Source organism: Acinetobacter sp. 1207_04 (assembly GCF_052850415.1).
Genome location: NZ_VXCQ01000002.1, coordinates 193,374 through 210,654 on the forward strand (window position 1 = coordinate 193,374; position 17,281 = coordinate 210,654).

The window sequence follows — 17,281 nt, forward strand, 5'->3', positions numbered from 1 at the left end:
TTTATGCTGCTTATTTGACTGATATCGCAAAGCTAGGCTAAATGAAGCTAATAAACGGAATTGGCTGAATTGACATTATTAACATAGAAAAACCAAAAAGAAGTCATCCTAAAAAATTAAAAAATCGCTACAGTAGTATGCAACAAGTTGCAAAGCCAAAGATAAAAGGATCAACATGACAACGAATAGCTATGCACATATTTTACAGCCATTAAATTTAGGTTTTACGACACTAAAAAACCGTGTCGTGATGGGCTCTATGCACACGGGTTTAGAAGATCGTTTTTATAATTATCCAAAGCTTGCGGCTTATTTTGGTGAGCGAGCGAAAGGCGGTGTGGGACTACTGATTACTGGTGGAATTTCACCGAATCGGCAGGGGTGGTTATTGCCTGCTGGCGGAACCATGAATACGCTTGGTGATATTGCACCACATCGTTTAGTAACGCATGCTGTGCATAAGCATGGTGCAAAAATTTTGATGCAGATTCTACATTCTGGACGTTATGGTTATCAGCCTTTTGTAGTATCTGCAAGCCCGATCAAATCACCTATTTCTATGTTTAAACCACGTCAAATGAGTGAAAAAAATATTCTCAGCACGATTGACGATTTTGCTCATACCGCAAGCCTTGCGAAAAAGGCAGGTTATGATGGCGTAGAAGTGATGGGCTCAGAGGGCTATTTACTCAATCAATTTTTAAGTCGCCATGTCAATCAACGTGAAGACCAATGGGGTGGAGCAATTGAAAATCGTATGCGTTTTGCGGTTGAAATTGTCAAAGCCATTCGTGCGAAGGTCGGTGATAAATTTATTATTTGTTTCCGTTTGTCGATGCTCGATCTTGTGCATGATGGCAATACTATGGATGAAGTGATTACCGTTGCCAAAGCTTTAGAAAAAGCAGGGATAACGTTGTTGAATACTGGAATTGGTTGGCATGAAGCACGTGTTCCAACGATTGTCACTTCTGTACCGCGTGCAGCTTTTGTTGACTATACAGCGGAAGTAAAAAAGCATGTTGCAGTGCCTGTTATAGCATCGAATCGTATTAATATGCCTGAAACTGCAGAAGAAATTTTGGCGGCAGGTAAAGCAGATATGGTGCAAATGGCTCGTCCATTACTTGCTGATGCTTTTTGGGTGAATAAAGTTGCAACCAATCGTGTTGATGAAATTAATACTTGTATTGCATGTAACCAAGCCTGTTTAGATCATAGTTTTCAAAATAAACGTGCAAGTTGTCTAGTGAATCCTCGTGCGGCACATGAAACAGAATTGGTCTATTTAAAAACCAAAAAAGCCAAAAAAATTGCAGTTGTGGGTGGTGGTGTTGCAGGAATGTCTGCGGCAACGGTTGCTGCTGAACGTGGTCACAATGTCACGTTATTTGAAGCAGCAAAAGAAGTCGGTGGTCAGTTCAACCTTGCTAAAGTAGTACCAGGAAAAGAAGAATTTCATGAAACTATCCGTTACTTTAAAGTTCAGCTTGAAAAGACTGGTGTTGAGGTACGCTTAAATACCAAAGTGAACCGTGAGCAACTTGAACGTGAAGGCTTTGATGATGTGATTATTGCCACAGGTGTTGTGCCTCGTGGTCTTAAAATTGAAGGTAGTGATGCACCAAATGTACTATCTTATGCTGAAGTGTTACGTGGTGCGCCAGTAGGCGATAAAGTTGCGGTGATTGGTGCAGGCGGTATTGGTTTTGATATTTCAGAGTATTTGTTGAAACCTGAGCATCAGCCACAACCACAGCCTTTGGCAGAATGGCAACGTGAATGGGGTGTTGATCCAAATCCAAATTATATGACTGAAGGGGGTCATGTGCCTGCTGAAGTTGAAGCGCCCATTCGCCAGATTTATCTGATGCAACGTAAAACTACACCACTCGGAATTGGCTTGGGTAAAACTTCGGGTTGGGTACATCGTGCGCAATTGAAAAAGCATGCTGTATGTATGATGCGTGGTGTGCAATATAAATCTGTATCAAATGAAGGTTTGTGGGTTGAAGTGAATGGTCATGATCAACTCTTACGTGTCAATACCATTGTGGTTTGTGCAGGGCAAGAATCTGTTAAAGAATTGATGCCGAAAGAAGGTGAATCGACGTTATCAAGTTACCATATTATTGGTGGTGCAAAACTTGCAGGCGAGCTTGATGCGAAGCGTGCGATTCGTGAAGGTGCTGAAATCGCTGCAATATTATGATTTTTTATAGTATTTGGTGAAAGTATATGCACTTGTATGCTTTGACTGTATTTTTCACTTGTCAGATGTATAAAAGCTCCGTATGATGGCGCACATGGAAGCGTGGCAGAGCGGTTGAATGCACCGGTCTTGAAAACCGACGAGGGTGTGAGTCCTCCGTGAGTTCGAATCTCACCGCTTCCGCCAAATATCTAAAAAGCCCTTGTTATTACAAGGGCTTTTTTCTTGCTCGTGTTTTATCCCACATTGCAACCCACATAAAATTTTGGCTTCAATTAATCTTAATGAGCGTTTATAGAGTGTGTTAGGAACCTCATCAGAATTTCTAAGCGAATTATTAAACAGAATTGTTGCTACTCTAGATCGCAAATGATTATGTTAAATTTATTTTTCAACTCTATAAATATAAAATAGCATGATTAAAGTCATGCTGTTTATTTAAAGGTTTTAACTACCAATGATATTGATTTTGAACTCGGTCAATATTCAAAGTACATGAATCATCACCAATTCTAAACAAGCTGTTTGGAATCGAGAGTTAAGCTTTTAATATATTTAAACGGTTGTCTACATAAATCTGTTTTAATTCATAACAATTTTGCTCTTGCCCTGAAATAGAGATGCAATTCTAAAATTAATTGTATCGACATTACCTAAAGTAATACGTTCGTGGTTGAGTTCAATGAAATGCGTTCGAGTATTTCGTAAATCCACCAAGTGGAGGAACTAGTTGGTTATGTTATTGACATATTATAGTGCTGAAACTTCATCAAAATATTTTGTAAAAAATAAAGGTTATTAAATATGAGAAAAGTTCATTTAAATAATACTGATTTTCTTAAAGTATTATTTTAAACGTATATAAAATAAGTTTTAGAAGAATTTTTTATGAAAAAAATATAATGCATACATATTGTAACTTTGGTGGCATTTCAGAAAGCATGCTGGTATTAAATAAATCTATTATTAATATAGAAGAAAGTTAAATCAAAAGTTTTGAAATGATTTTTAAGCTTTTTTGAAAAGTTGCAACCTCTCCTTAATCCACGTCTGATCCGATGCCGAATGCTACAATTATTTCCCTTCAATTCCTTCTGTGAAAACTTACGAATTAATTTTTTACAGCACTTAAAAGCATAAATAAAACTATCTCAATAAATCACTCGAAATTCGTGCATAGTGAAAACCAATTTCCTAAAGTCTAGCCTTAAAGTGGTCTGAGTACCATCATCAAAGCTTGATAGAAACCAAAACGTATTGCATCAAATTATATGACGATAAACTTAGTGCAAGGGCGTTCTAGGTCAAGTTAATAAGATTCATACACCTTGCGCAGTGCTACTCAAGTGTTAAATAAATTTACAGAGTTAGGTCAACCCCATACTTGAGTTGCATGTTAAATTTGAGTGACTTAGAGGATTTTTATGTTTGAAAGGCTTTATGCAACAAAGTTGTATTTAATGCTCAAAGTTTATGTTTTATATAACGGAAAGTAACAACTTTCAGCAATTCGTGCTATATCAGCAGGTTTTAGTGTAATTTTATCCCATTTGATCATTTGTTCAATGAGCCAATAAAAATCATCTATTTTTGGTGTTGTAGAGTCTTTGACTAAATGACGAATGATATTTTGAATGGAATAATATTTCTCTACATGAAGACTTTCTGAGCATTGGAATTGAATAATATTAAATTTAATTAATAGCTCCCAGACTTCATCAAAATTAACCATATTTTTTAACTCTTGTTGAGCTTTAACAATTGCTAGAGTAATCGCTTTAAGCGTATTGGGATATTGTATGGCCCAGTCTTGAGTGAAAGCTAAAACTTTATCTGCGATGTCAGGGATAATTTCCTGACTTGAAATGACGGGTTGGCTGATACCTGCTAATTCTCCTTGAGTGTTCCAAGGTTCTCCAACACAAAAACCATCAATTAAGTTTTTAGAAATGGCTTCGACCATATAGGGTGGGGGAAGTGTTAGAAGATTACATTGTTGGGCGGTTTCATGATCTGCAAGTGCGAGCCATTGTCGTAGACAATAGTGGTGTATAGATTGCTTAAATACATTTGCCAAACGTATTTTCTGCCCATTTTGTAGGGCGAGAACAATTTTTTGAGCAGATTGTTCAGCAGAATCTTGGTGAGAAATATTGAGTTGATGGCAAAGCTTTTGGCTGAGTGAAATAAAAGCACGATTTTGGCTCAAGACCAAATTGGTTTGTAGCGGAATACCGAGCTGATCCTCACCTAAAGCTGCTGCAGGAAGCATGGCTGAGAGGCAATGAGCGACATCTAAAACACCAAAAGCCAAACGATCTCTTAGGCTCGCCCAAGAGGCTTCTTTGATTAAATTAACGTCTAGACCTTGTTCATCAAAAAAACCACGCTGTTTTGCCCAAAGTATTGCAACGCAATCGAGTAAAGGAATATAGCCAATTTGGATTTTAGTTTTTTCTAAATCTGTCATCATCTAATCCTTCAATTGATTTTGTAAAAGTTGTTGAGCGTCTAGTAACCGACGAGCCATTTCACCAATGGTCATACGGTGGCTCATGGCATTCTTACGCAATAGCTGAAAAGCATATTCTTCTTTTAAACCATGCAATTGCATCAGTAAAACTTTAGCTTTTTCTACATCTTTGCGGTCAGCTAGTTTATTTTTAGTATCTTTAAGATCAGTCATTAATTTTTTATGTTTTTTAAATTGTTCGATGGAAATTTCTAAAATACTTTCCAGTTTACTTGGATCAATACCATCCACAATATATGCCGTGACTCCTGCATCTATAGCATTTTTAATTGTATCTTTATGGCTATTCTTAGTGAATAAGACAGTAGGTAAATCAAATTGACTGACACAGCTTTCAATGATGTCTCGATGTGGATGATCCATGTCCAGTAAAATTACATCTGCATGTAATTGTTGCAGATCGAACATAGTTAAATGATCAATCATCAGGCATGCCACGACTTCGAAGTCATGTTCGATCAGTGATTTTTTGATGTACTGCGCCCGATCCAAATCGTCATCAATTAAGGCTATTTTTAGTTTTGGCATTTGAAAATGGCTGAAACTTAAAAAGTTATAGTGATAAATAAGCAAATAAGATGCCAGTAATACTATTTTTTATGACCTTATACATTTATTTTTGATAAAGACATTATTCGTTATATATTTCAATCATGTAAAGCCTAAATAAAAAGATTTTTATACAAAATTTATAAATAGATAAAGTTATGAAAAATAATGGCTTATGGGGTATGCATCATCATGATGCACTTGATTAGCGCAAGATGAACATTAACAAAGCATTTTAAAAGTCTTCATTATTTTAATTTAAGTATATTGAATAACTGTAGAATAGCGTTTAAGAAAATAAAAAATTAATAAATATATAAAAATCAAATGATTAAAATATATTTTAAAGCATTGGCACACTAAGTGCATTATCCATTTCGAGTCAAAGACGACTCTCATAAAAAATTTGTAAGACGGCCAACGATGTCCGCTCTGATCGCTCTGAGATGCAATGCCTGCATCACAGAAAACCCACACGTTCAGTTCAGGTAGGAAAAGGTTATGTCTTCAAATTTAGATGCTAAGAAAGCTACAAAAATAAGTCTTTTAAACTTTAACAGCGCAGCGATGCGAGCCTTCCACATGAGTTGGCTCGCTTTTTTTGTCTGTTTCTTTGCGTGGTTTGCCTGTGCACCACTCATGCCTGTGATTGCAGGTGAATTTCATCTGACTAAAGATCAAATTGCCAATATTAATATTGCAGCAGTTGCGATTACCATTTTAGTTCGTCTGATTGTTGGCCCACTTTGTGACAAATACGGCCCACGTAAAACTTATACCGCACTACTAATCATCGGCAGTATTCCTGTGTTTGGTGTGGCATCTGCCAACAGTTATGAATCCTTCTTATTTTTTCGCTTACTCATTGGTGCAATTGGTGCCAGTTTTGTGATCACGCAATATCACACCAGTATTATGTTTGCACCGAATGTCGTAGGAACAGCAAATGCAACCACAGCAGGTTGGGGAAATGCAGGTGGTGGTGCGACACAGGCTTTAATGCCCTTAATGTTAGCGGCTTTAGTGATGTTTGGTGTTGAACAGGCAGTGGGTTGGAGAATTGCGCTGATTGTGCCGGGCGTATTGATGCTAATTGTTGGTGTGATGTATTGGAAATTTACGCAAGATTGCCCACAAGGCGATTTTAAAGAATTACGTGCACAAGGTATTCAAGTCGGCAGTGATAAAAAAGGTGGCATTGCGATTTTAATGCACGCTGCACGTAACTACCGCGTTTGGATTCTCTTTGGGGCGTATGCGGCATGTTTTGGTATTGAAATTTTTATTCATAACATTATTGCGCTGTACTACGTCGATAATTTTCAGTTTGGTTTAAAAGAAGCAGGATTGGCAGCAGGAATTTTCGGTTTACTTGCTTTATTTGCTCGTGCTTTAGGTGGCATTGTCTCAGATAAAGTCGCAACAAAAAAAGGTTTGGATGGTCGTACCAAAGTACTTTTCCTGATGATCTTGATGGAAGGTGTATTTTTGGTGGTCTTCTCTCAAATGAATACTGCAGTTTTTGCCGTCCTCGCAATGACAATATTTGCTTTATTCACTCACATGGCATGTGGTGCAACTTATGCACTGGTACCTTTCATAGATCGTGATGCTCTAGGTGGTGTGGCAGGCATTATTGGTGCAGGTGGGAACGTCGGAGCAGTGGCAGCAGGTTTCTTATTGAAAGGTATGCTTGATATTCAAACTACACTGATGGTGTTGGGTGGTTTGGTGGTGATCGCTGCAAGTTGTGTCTTAATGATTCGTTTTTCGGTTGAACATAAAGAAAAAGAACAAAAATTGTTTGAAGCCGCTGTTCTTGAGCGCCACGATCTTGAACAAACCCTTGCACAAAGCACTAAACAAAATCACGCAGCTTAATCGCAAAAAAATAAGAAAATTTGAGGAGAATTGAAATGAAATTAGTCATGATTGGTCACGGTATGGTGGGTCACAAATTTATCGAATCGGTGCTTGAGCATGCAGGCGATGAAGTGGAAATCACCATCCTTGCTGAAGAATCTCGTTTAGCCTATGACCGCGTGCATTTAACTGAATATTTCTCAGGAAAATCTGTCAAAGATTTAACCTTATGCCGTAGTGATTTTGCAGATGCTTATGGAATTGATTTGCATTTAAGTACCAAAGCGGTTGCCATTGATCGTATTAATAAAAGAATTACGACCAATCATGGTGATGTGATTGCTTATGATAAATTGATTCTAGCAACAGGTTCTTATGCTTTTGTTCCACCAATTCCGGGCAATGAACGTAAAAATTGCTTTGTGTATCGTACAATTGATGACCTTGATGCCATTCGTGCTGCAAGTTTAAATGCTAAAACAGGTGTGGTCATCGGTGGTGGTCTGCTTGGATTAGAAGCAGCCAAAGCATTAAGAGATTTAGATTTAGACACCCATGTGGTGGAATTTGCGCCCCGTTTAATGGCGGTACAAATTGATGATTTGGGCGGTAAAGTTTTACGTTCAAAAATTGAAAATTTAGGCGTGAAAGTCCATACCCAAAAAGCAACATCATCCATTGAAGAGGGTACATCAACCACACATGTGATGAAGTTTGGTGATGGTTCGGAGCTTGAAACAGACATCATTCTCTTCTCCGCAGGCATTCGCCCACGTGATGAATTGGCGCGTCAAAGTGGTTTGAAGATGGGTGAGCGTGGCGGAATTAGTATTAATGATTATTGCCAAACCTCAGATGAAGACATTTACGCCATTGGTGAATGTGCATTATGGCAAAATAAAATTTATGGTTTAGTTGCACCTGGCTATGAAATGGCACGTATTGTAGCCAAGCATGTGATGTCACAAACAAGTACTGCATTTTTAGGTTCAGACATGAGCACCAAGCTGAAACTAATGGGTGTTGATGTGGCATCAGTTGGTGATGCACACGCCCTGACACCGAATGCACTCAGTTATTTTTATGCAGATGAAGATGCCATGATTTATAAAAAAATCGTGGTGAATGCAGAAAAAACTAAACTTTTGGGTGCTGTATTGGTTGGTTGTGCCAAAGAATACAACGATCTTTTGCAAATGATGTTGAATGGTTTAGCAGTTCCTGAAAGTCCTGAAAGTTTGATTATGCCGGGTTATGCCAATGCACCATCTAAAAGTGGGGGCAGTGGTGTTGATTTACTGCCCGACAGTGCAACGATTTGTTCATGTAATAATGTGTCTAAAGCAGATATTTGTTCGGCAATTGCAGAGGGTTCCACCTCATTGGGTGCACTAAAAAAATGCACTAAAGCCGCAACGGCATGTGGCGGTTGTTCAGCCTTGGTAACACAGGTTTTAAAATCTGAATTACAGCGTCAGGGGGTGACGGTTAATAATCATCTATGTGAGCATTTTGCCTATTCACGTCAAGAGCTGTATCACTTGGTGCGAGTCAATGAAATTAAAACCTTTGATGATTTAATCCATCAACATGGGCATGGTTTAGGTTGTGATATTTGTAAACCAACAGTCGCGAATATTTTAGCATCTTGTTGGAACGATTTTGTTTTAAAACCCACTCATGCAGGTCTACAGGACAGTAATGATTATTACTTGGGCAATATTCAAAAGGATGGTTCTTATTCGGTTGTGCCACGAATTGCTGGAGGTGAAATTACCCCCGAAGGATTAATTACCATTGGGCAAGTGGCGAAAGATTATGGCTTGTATACCAAAATCACAGGTGGGCAACGCATTGATTTATTTGGGGCGCAAGTGCATCAATTGCCTGATATTTGGGAAAAACTCATCAATGCAGGCTTTGAATCAGGTCATGCCTACGGTAAATCACTACGTACTGTTAAATCTTGCGTGGGTCGTACATGGTGTCGTTATGGTGTAGATGATTCTATGGGCTTAGCGATCTTTTTAGAGAATCGCTATAAGGGCTTACGCTCACCGCATAAACTTAAAATGGCGGTTTCAGGCTGTACCCGTGAGTGTGCTGAAGCACAAAGTAAAGATGTCGGTGTGATTGCTACAGAACGAGGTTGGAATTTATACGTCTGTGGTAATGGTGGAATGAAACCTCGTCATGCAGAATTACTGGCTTCCGACTTGGATACAGAAACTTTAATTCGCTATATCGACCGTTTCTTTATGTTCTATGTGCAAACAGCAGACCGTTTACAACGAACTTCAGTATGGCGTGACAACATGGAAGGGGGCTTGGATTATCTAAAAGCCGTCGTGATTGATGATTCTTTAGACATAGCGGATGAATTGGAACGCCGTATGTCGCACGTGGTTGGCACTTATCAGGATGAATGGCGTACTGCGATTGAAGACCCTGAAGTACGTAAACGCTTTATTACCTTTATTAATGCAAAAGCTGAACAACAAAATGATCCACATATTCAGTTTGCCTCTGAACGTGGGCAAATCCGTCCAATAACCACAGCAGAACGTGATGTGAGTCGTATTGTGATGGTTGAAGCTTAAGCGGTTGAAAGTTTAAGTATTTGCACTGAATAAGATCAAGGAGAATTTGCATGACTATTTTAAAAAGCGTTAATACAACTGATGAGATGGAATGGGTTGAAGTGTGTAAACTTGCCGATATCATGCCAAATACAGGTGTGGGTGCAATCATCCATCAACAACAAATTGCATTGTTCCGTGTCGGGAATGAAAAACGGGTCTATGCCTTAAGCAATCAAGATCCATTTAGTCAGGCTTTTGTGATGTCACGGGGGATTGTTGGGGATCTACAGGGCGAACGTGTGGTCGCATCCCCTATTTATAAACAACATTTCAGCCTTGCGACCGGGCGTTGCTTAGAAGATAAAGAACAAAAACTCTTGGTTTTTCCAAGCAAGATTGAAAATGGTTGTGTTTTTGTCTGCCCGATAGCACAAAAAACTTATATTACCAACAATTCATCTTCACAGGAAAAAACCAAACTTGTTTTGGTTGGTAATGGTTTGGCAGGTATGCGTTGCTTGGAAGATTTATTGGATATGGCACCTGACCGCTATGATATTACCGTGATTGGTGAAGAGCCATGGGGTAACTATAACCGCATTATGTTGTCGCCTGTTTTGTCAGGTGAAAAAACCATTGAAGATATTATGTTGCATCCACATTCATGGTATCAGTCGAAAAATATCAATTTTATTGCTGATGATCCTGCTGTGAAAATTGATCGTCCACGGAAGAAAGTCTATACCCAAAAAGGTCAGGTAGTAGATTATGACCGTTTGATTTTAGCTACAGGTTCAAAACCCTTTATTCCGCCTATTTCAGGTGCAGATTTAACAGGCGTGATTAGCTTTCGTGATATTTACGCTGTGAATATCATGCTTGATTATTGCAAAAACAAAAAAAATGCGGTGGTGATTGGTGGTGGATTGTTAGGGCTTGAAGCAGCCTATGGCTTAAAGCAACGAGGAATGAATGTCACCGTATTGCATTTGATGGATCGAATTATGGAGCGTCAGCTTGACAGTAGAGCAAGTGTAATGTTGCGTCACAGTATTGAAGCGAAAGGTATTTCCATCATCACCGAAGCCAATACCCAAGAATTGATTGGTCAGGATGGGCATGTTAGTCAGATTAAACTGAAAGATGGCACAATCCTCGATGCAGATTTAGTCGTATTTGCTGTTGGTATCCGCCCTAACATTACTTTGGCACAAAGTGCAGGCTTGCGTTGCAATCGTGGTGTGATGGTAAATGACACCATGCAGACTTTTGATCCAAGTATTTATGCGGTCGGTGAATGTATTGAACATCGTAATCAAACTTTTGGATTAGTTGAGCCATTGTGGGGGCAAGCTTTTATTTGTGCGACTCATTTGGCAGAGCATGGCAGTTTAACTTTTAAAGCGCCAACCGTACCCACGCAGTTAAAAGTCAGTGGCTGTGATGTGTTTTCCGCAGGTCGAATTGATTTAGAAAATAGTGAATCAGCCGAAGATTATGAAGACATCATCCTGAATGATGAAAAACGTCAGATTTACAAACGCATCATTATTCAAAAAGACAAAATGATTGGTGCTGTGTTGTTTGGTGACACTGAAGACGGTGCTTGGTATGCAGAATTGATTGCAGATCAAAGCTCAATTTCAAGTATTCGCAATAAATTACTGTTTGGTCGAGATTTTGCATTAAAACAAGCAGGGTGATTCATTATTTATCAGGAAAATAGAAGCCACGACCTCATATTTTCATTTTAAGTTAAATTTTATTTGCGTAGGTGTAGCCTCACTTTTGAGAGATCAAAAGTGACAAAAATCCTTTGTTGTGCGAGGAGTACGCCCTGTACCCCCGTCCAACGATGGCATCCATGCCACTATACGATAGTTTATATCATCGTGAATTTAGATATTTGGGTTGATTCTAGAAAATGAAAGCAACGCCCAAATAAGTTTGATTGGGAATAAGGAGCACAGCAGGAAATGAAGAGTATCCCTATGATGGAACTGCATGGCTCCACAGAAAGTCATACAGACAATAATATTAAAACTACAGATTCTACGTGCCCATACTGTGGTGTGGGTTGTGGCGTGACGGCTAAGGTACAAACGGGAACTTTGGGGCAAAAAGTAACGATCACAGGAAATATTCATCATCCTGCCAATTTTGGAAAATTGTGTATTAAAGGCAGTAATTTAGCCGATACGCTTGGTTTGGAAAGTCGTGTTTTACAGCCGATGCTTGGACGTAAGGCACAACGTAAAATAAGTGATTGGGGTACGGTCACAACAAAAATTGCAGAGCAATTTCAACATTGTATTGATCAGTATGGGCGTGAAAGTGTTGCTTTTTATGTGTCGGGGCAATTGCTGACTGAAGATTATTATGTCGTCAATAAATTTGTGAAAGGTTATTTGGGTACAGCTAATATCGACACCAATTCACGACTGTGCATGTCTTCCGCCGTAGCAGCGCATAAACGGGCTTTTGGTGAAGATATTGTTCCTGCAAGTTATGAAGATTTTGAACATACCAATATGGTGGTTTTGGTTGGCTCAAATACCGCATGGTGTCATCCTGTTTTATATCAACGGATTATGAAAGCCAAAGAAGAGCGAGATTTATTCGTGGTGGTCATAGACCCACGTTTTACGGCAACCTGTGAAGCCGCAGACTTACATCTACCAATTTTACCCGGACAGGATGTCGCACTGTTTAATGGTCTATTGCAATATTTGCATCAAAATGGCGCAGTCGATACTGATTTCGTTACAGCACATACTGAATGCTTAACAGTGGCTTTGGACAGTAGCCACAGTGAATCCTCCATTTACGATGTGGCACAAAAAACAGGAATCTCTCTCGAGAAATTAGAATTGTTTTATCAAAAGTTTACTCATACTGAAAAAGTTATGAGTTTATTTTCGATGGGGGTTAATCAATCTTCACAAGGGGTGAATAAAGCCAACAGTATTATCAACTGTCATCTGTTAACTGGCAAAATTGGCAAACTTGGTGCTGCGCCATTTTCTATGACAGGACAGCCGAATGCGATGGGTGGGCGTGAAGTCGGTGGACTAGCTAATATGTTGGCAGCACATATGGAAATTGAAAATTCTCAACATCAAAAATTGGTACAGGAATTTTGGAAAAGCCCACATATTGCGCAAAAATCAGGTTTAAAAGCTGTTGATCTATTTGAAGCTGTAGAAAGTGGGCAAGTCAAAGCCATTTGGATTATGGCGACCAATCCCGTGGTGAGTTTACCCAATGCTGATCAGGTTAAACGTGCTTTGGAAAAATGTGAATTCGTAGTGGTGTCTGATATTTGTCATGATACAGATACTACACAGTACGCTGATGTACTTTTACCTGCGCTTGCATGGGGTGAAAAAGAAGGAACCGTCACTAATTCGGAGCGACGGATTTCCCGTCAGAATGCTTTTTTAGCCGTACCTGAACAATGTAAAGCCGATTGGTGGTCAATTTCGCAAGTCGCAAAAAAGATGGGTTTTGATGGGTTTGAATTTGCCAATAGTCATGAGATTTTTACAGAACATGCGCAATTATCTGCCTATCAAAATGTACAACCTATAGATCGAACAGATGATTCTATTTTCCGTTATTTTAATTTAAGTGGTTTAACCGATTTAAGCATTACCGATTATCAAAATTTAGCACCGATTCAATGGCCTGTATGGTCAAGCGAACAAAAAGAAGATGCTGTGGTGCGTTTGTATGCCGATGGTCATTTCAGCCATACCGATGGGAAAGCCAAATTTATTGCCACATCCGTCGTTAATCCTGTACATCAAACCGACAGTGAATACCCCTTGATTTTAAATACAGGTCGAATTCGTGATCAGTGGCATACCATGACTCGTACAGGTCTTTCTGCCAACTTGAGTACCCATAAAGCTGAACCCTATTGCGAGGTTCATCCTCAAGATGCTTTGAAATTTGGTCTAAAAGATACTGAATTGGTTGAAGTGAAGTCAGCATGGGGAAGTTGTGTCTTACGTGTCGTGCTAAGCGATAAAATCCGCCGTGGTCAGGTTTTTGCCCCTATCCATTGGACAGAAAAAACAGCATCCGATGCGAGAATTGGTAAAGTGGTCAATCCTGTGGTGGATGCAATTTCGGGCGAGCCTGAATTTAAACATACACCTGTCATGATTCAGCCTTTTTATACGCAGTGGCAAGGCGTGTTATATGTTCGTCAAGGTTTTGAACATTATACAAAAAATGCAGTGGATAAAATGGTGTGGTGGACCAAAATTACCACAGCAAAAGCCACCCGTTATGAGTTGGCAGATCGTCGAAAAATGTCTGCGACCACTGAAAAACTCAAAGAACTTTTAGCTTTTGAGGATGAAAGTTTTGAGTGGCTGAATGTAGAAGATCCATCGGCATATATCAATCATAACATTGTGCTTAGAAATGGCATTTTAATTGCAAGTTTATATATTGCACCTAAAGCTTTATTGCCTGATCGGGATTGGGTTGCAAGTTTGTTTAAGCGGGAACGCTTGAGTGCGATGCATCGTAAAGCCTTACTTGCAGGGCAACCGATGTCAATGGGGAACAGTGAGGGGGCTTTAGTTTGTAGTTGTTTTAAAGTCGGGAAAAACCGCATGATTGAAACCATCAAAGCCAAAAATATCACCGATGAAAAACAAGTCACAGCGTGTTTAAAAGCGGGTGGAAATTGTGGTTCATGTCTACCTGAAATTCGTGGTTTGATTAAAATTTGTCAGATGGAGGCACTGTTATGAACATGAAAATAAAGGCGTTTAATCTAAAATCAATGAATATAAAGGCTATGAAAGAAGACAAATTTAAAAAAATAGACTTGCGTAACACAGTAAAAAGAATCTATTGGAAAGTGAGTTTGAAGGTGGATTATCCTGCCACTGATTTGGTCATTCTTGCAGGTGGTCAGGCTCGGCGTATGAATGGCATGAATAAACTTTTGCAGAAATTTGATGATCAAATTCAACTCATTAAAATCCATCAACAACTTAAATCTACTGTAACGACTGTGTGGATTAACAGCCATCGTGATGATTCAATTTATCAGAAAATTATTCCGAGTTTGCATTGTTATCAGGATGATGAACGTGGCTTTTTAGGCCCTTTGATGGGAATGAAAAGTGCATGGTCGCATGTGCAATCTGATTATGTGCTGTTTGTACCTTGTGATGTAACTTATATTCCGTCCAATATCGTGGCAATGTTGCATCAGACTTTGGCTAAAAATCCGAAGGCAGAAGTGGCTTATGTGGAAATTAATCAAACTGCTTTATATCCATTTTGTTTGTTAAAGCGCAGCAGTTTTCCCACATTAGTGGCACAGCTTGAGCAAAAACAGCGCAGTTTAAAGCAATGTTTTGAATCTTTGCACGCTCAGGTGGCATGTTTTAAAAATCATGCACTCTTTTTCCACAGTATTAATTCATTGGATGAGTTGCAACAATATCAACAACTGAAATTCCTCCATTAATTCAGGCAAATTGCTACTTTGGCATAAAGTTGGAACACTTATTGCTACCTCTCATAACAATAAGTCATCAGGATGGATTGGGCCTTTTTAAGTTGAAGCATAAATAGAGTGCAAAATTTAAATACCCAAAGAGGTGAGTGCTCAGAATGAATGCGATGATGCCATTGGAAACACAAGCTGTATTTGCTGATCAATTTGGTCGTCAAAAGCGCAAACTCAGAATTTCAGTGACTGATCGCTGTAATTTTAAATGTGCCTATTGTATGCCTGAACATCCTGAGTGGGTAAAAAAACACGATTTACTCAGTTTTGAAGAACTTTATCAATTTTGCCATTTTATGGTGCAACAAGGTATCGAACATATTCGCATTACAGGTGGTGAACCTTTAATGCGCCAAGGAGTGGTACATTTTATTGAACAATTACAACAACTCAAAAAAATCGGTCTAAAACGTATTTCGATGACCACCAATGCGCATTATTTAAAAAAATATGCTGAAGCACTGAAGAATGCAGGTTTGGATGATCTGAATATAAGTTTGGATAGTTTGGATGCAGAACAATTTAAGCAACTGACCCAAAAAGAGTTGGCACCTGTATTGGCAGGGATTTCTGCGGCACTAGAAGTTGGATTGCCGATTAAAATTAATACGGTTTTAATGCAAGGTCTGAATGATAATCAGATTTTACCTTTGGCAAAATGGTCGATTCAGCAGGATATTGTGCTACGTTTTATTGAGTTTATGCCACTTGATGGTGATCAAAAATGGTCGGTTGCGGATGTGGTGAGTGAGCAACAGATTCTAGCGATATTGGCGACTGAATTTGATGTACAAATTCAGGTACAACCATCGGATAAATTTCGAGCCAATCCTGCACGGCAATATTTAATCAACAGTCATTTAGGCGTCAGTCATCTTATCAAAAAACATACGATTGGTATTATTTCCACTATCAGTCATTCATTTTGCGGTGATTGTGATCGTATTCGTTTAACGGCACAAGGCGAATTGTATAACTGTTTGTTTGCGCCAAAAGGCTTAGCACTGAAAACAGAAATTAAAGCGCTATTGTTAGCTTCACGACAAGTTGCTTTATCAACCGTTGAAAAAATGCCTGAAAAGAACCCTGATAAGTTAGCATTATTGCAAAAAGTTGGTGCTTATATTTGGAAAAAAGAACAAGGGTATGATGCTATTCAAGCCCGAACAGTACAGCAGACATCCCGAAAAATCAGTATGCATATGCTTGGAGGTTAAAGATGTCAAATATTCTAGTTAAAATTGAAGCCTTTGGTGCAATTGAACGGCAATTACCGAGTGATTTAATCCTACAGTGTGATGCTTCAAGCTGCATTGCAGATGTTTTAGCACAAGTGGAACTGTTATATCCGCATACGCAAAAAATGCTAGAACGCTGTGCCTGCGCTATTGGTGAAGATATTGTGTCACGGCAAATGCTACTCAATCATGATAGTACCCTTGTCATGCTGTCACCTGTTGCAGGAGGTTGATTATGCAAGCTCTAAAACATTTTGCACGGATTCAAACCCACGCATTTTCACAGGATATTTTTGATGGCATTCAACATTTTCCTGAATGTGGGGGCATTGGTATATTTATTGGCACGGTGCGCAATCATCATGAAGGTAAAGCTGTTCAAGCATTAAAATATACTGCTTATACACCTGTTGCGGAAAAAATGATTCGTCAAATTGAACAGGATATTCAACAAAAATACGGCGTGTCTTATGTACGAGTTGTTCATAGAGTTGGAGCTTTGGGTATTGGTGAAACGGCGATTATTGCCATTGCCTATGCAGCGCATCGCCGTGAAGCATTTCAGGCGTGTGAAGAAGCAGTGGAACGGGTCAAACATGAAGTGCCCGTGTGGAAAGAAGAGTTTTACTGTGATGGGACAAGTCAATATGTGGAAGGTTGTTGTATTCGTCAGGATTTAGATCAAAGTTTAGATCAGCATCACTCACATAGTCATCGTCACATGCATGAACATTGTCATGATACAGCACATTAATAAAGTGATGA

General features: G+C 39.1%; 11 protein-coding genes, 1 tRNA gene and 2 pseudogenes. 11 read left to right on the forward strand and 3 right to left on the reverse strand.

Annotated features, from left to right (window positions below):
* The first annotated feature begins 175 nt into the window (after positions 1-175).
* Both FW754_RS02915 and FW754_RS02920 read left to right on the forward strand, forming a co-directional pair.
* On the forward strand, positions 176-2,212 hold the full coding sequence (locus FW754_RS02915) for an FAD-dependent oxidoreductase (RefSeq protein WP_446323814.1): 2,037 nt from the start codon (positions 176-178) through the stop codon (positions 2,210-2,212).
* A 96-nt stretch (positions 2,213-2,308) separates the two neighbouring features.
* Positions 2,309-2,398, forward strand: a tRNA-Ser gene (locus FW754_RS02920).
* A 764-nt stretch (positions 2,399-3,162) separates the two neighbouring features.
* On the opposite strand, the pseudogene FW754_RS02925 reads toward FW754_RS02920, so the two are convergent.
* Positions 3,163-3,406 (reverse strand): annotated as a pseudogene (locus tag FW754_RS02925) (IS1 family transposase); the annotation flags it as partial.
* A 16-nt stretch (positions 3,407-3,422) separates the two neighbouring features.
* Between FW754_RS02925 and FW754_RS02930 the strand changes: the two are divergent.
* Positions 3,423-3,600: pseudogene (locus FW754_RS02930) on the forward strand (IS5/IS1182 family transposase); the annotation flags it as partial.
* A gap of 83 nt (positions 3,601-3,683) precedes the next feature.
* On the opposite strand, the gene FW754_RS02935 reads toward FW754_RS02930, so the two are convergent.
* Together FW754_RS02935 and FW754_RS02940 are read right to left on the reverse strand one after the other, a co-directional pair.
* Positions 3,684-4,682, reverse strand: coding sequence for an ABC transporter substrate-binding protein (locus FW754_RS02935; RefSeq protein ID WP_446323815.1), 999 nt, complete (start codon positions 4,680-4,682; stop codon positions 3,684-3,686).
* Positions 4,683-4,685: 3 nt separating this feature from the next.
* Positions 4,686-5,273 carry an ANTAR domain-containing response regulator gene (locus tag FW754_RS02940; protein WP_446323816.1) on the reverse strand — a complete coding sequence of 196 codons (588 nt, stop codon included), beginning with the start codon at positions 5,271-5,273 and terminating at the stop codon, positions 4,686-4,688.
* 522 nt (positions 5,274-5,795) lie between these two features.
* Here FW754_RS02940 and FW754_RS02945 point away from each other — a divergent pair.
* The 8 genes from FW754_RS02945 to FW754_RS02980 all read left to right on the forward strand — a co-directional run bounded on the left by FW754_RS02945 (position 5,796) and on the right by FW754_RS02980 (position 17,270).
* Entirely contained in the window at positions 5,796-7,175 is a 1,380-nt protein-coding gene (locus FW754_RS02945; RefSeq protein ID WP_446323817.1) for an MFS transporter, read from the forward strand.
* 35 nt (positions 7,176-7,210) lie between these two features.
* The gene (nirB, locus tag FW754_RS02950) at positions 7,211-9,757 is read left to right on the forward strand and encodes a nitrite reductase large subunit NirB (RefSeq protein WP_446323818.1); all 2,547 of its coding nucleotides are present in this window, start codon (positions 7,211-7,213) and stop codon (positions 9,755-9,757) included.
* Positions 9,758-9,807: 50 nt separating this feature from the next.
* The gene (nirD, locus tag FW754_RS02955; RefSeq protein WP_446323819.1) at positions 9,808-11,442 is read left to right on the forward strand and encodes a nitrite reductase small subunit NirD; all 1,635 of its coding nucleotides are present in this window, start codon (positions 9,808-9,810) and stop codon (positions 11,440-11,442) included.
* A gap of 273 nt (positions 11,443-11,715) precedes the next feature.
* A complete protein-coding gene (locus FW754_RS02960; protein ID WP_446323820.1) occupies positions 11,716-14,508 on the forward strand; it encodes a molybdopterin-dependent oxidoreductase in 2,793 nt (930 codons plus the stop codon).
* Between the two features lie 47 nt (positions 14,509-14,555).
* Positions 14,556-15,236, forward strand: a complete 681-nt coding sequence (locus tag FW754_RS02965) for an NTP transferase domain-containing protein (RefSeq protein ID WP_446323821.1) — start codon at positions 14,556-14,558, stop codon at positions 15,234-15,236.
* 146 nt (positions 15,237-15,382) lie between these two features.
* Positions 15,383-16,495 carry a GTP 3',8-cyclase MoaA gene (gene moaA / locus FW754_RS02970; protein ID WP_446323822.1) on the forward strand — a complete coding sequence of 371 codons (1,113 nt, stop codon included), beginning with the start codon at positions 15,383-15,385 and terminating at the stop codon, positions 16,493-16,495.
* A gap of 2 nt (positions 16,496-16,497) precedes the next feature.
* A complete protein-coding gene (locus FW754_RS02975; RefSeq protein WP_409511700.1) occupies positions 16,498-16,749 on the forward strand; it encodes a MoaD/ThiS family protein in 252 nt (83 codons plus the stop codon).
* A gap of 2 nt (positions 16,750-16,751) precedes the next feature.
* Entirely contained in the window at positions 16,752-17,270 is a 519-nt protein-coding gene (locus FW754_RS02980) for a molybdenum cofactor biosynthesis protein MoaE (RefSeq protein WP_446323823.1), read from the forward strand.
* Positions 17,271-17,281 lie beyond the last annotated feature (11 nt).

What these genes read in the sequence shown, in the direction of transcription:
- FW754_RS02960 (WP_446323820.1), top strand. Translation starts at nt 11,716, where the DNA reads ATGAAGAGTATCCCTATGATGGAACTGCATGGCTCCACAGAAAGTCAT.
- FW754_RS02935 (WP_446323815.1), bottom strand. Translation starts at nt 4,682, where the DNA reads ATGACAGATTTAGAAAAAACTAAAATCCAAATTGGCTATATTCCTTTA.
- FW754_RS02975 (WP_409511700.1), top strand. Translation starts at nt 16,498, where the DNA reads ATGTCAAATATTCTAGTTAAAATTGAAGCCTTTGGTGCAATTGAACGG.
- FW754_RS02980 (WP_446323823.1), top strand. Translation starts at nt 16,752, where the DNA reads ATGCAAGCTCTAAAACATTTTGCACGGATTCAAACCCACGCATTTTCA.
- FW754_RS02915 (WP_446323814.1), top strand. Translation starts at nt 176, where the DNA reads ATGACAACGAATAGCTATGCACATATTTTACAGCCATTAAATTTAGGT.
- moaA (WP_446323822.1), top strand. Translation starts at nt 15,383, where the DNA reads ATGAATGCGATGATGCCATTGGAAACACAAGCTGTATTTGCTGATCAA.
- nirD (WP_446323819.1), top strand. Translation starts at nt 9,808, where the DNA reads ATGACTATTTTAAAAAGCGTTAATACAACTGATGAGATGGAATGGGTT.
- FW754_RS02945 (WP_446323817.1), top strand. Translation starts at nt 5,796, where the DNA reads ATGTCTTCAAATTTAGATGCTAAGAAAGCTACAAAAATAAGTCTTTTA.
- nirB (WP_446323818.1), top strand. Translation starts at nt 7,211, where the DNA reads ATGAAATTAGTCATGATTGGTCACGGTATGGTGGGTCACAAATTTATC.
- FW754_RS02940 (WP_446323816.1), bottom strand. Translation starts at nt 5,273, where the DNA reads ATGCCAAAACTAAAAATAGCCTTAATTGATGACGATTTGGATCGGGCG.
- FW754_RS02965 (WP_446323821.1), top strand. Translation starts at nt 14,556, where the DNA reads ATGAAAGAAGACAAATTTAAAAAAATAGACTTGCGTAACACAGTAAAA.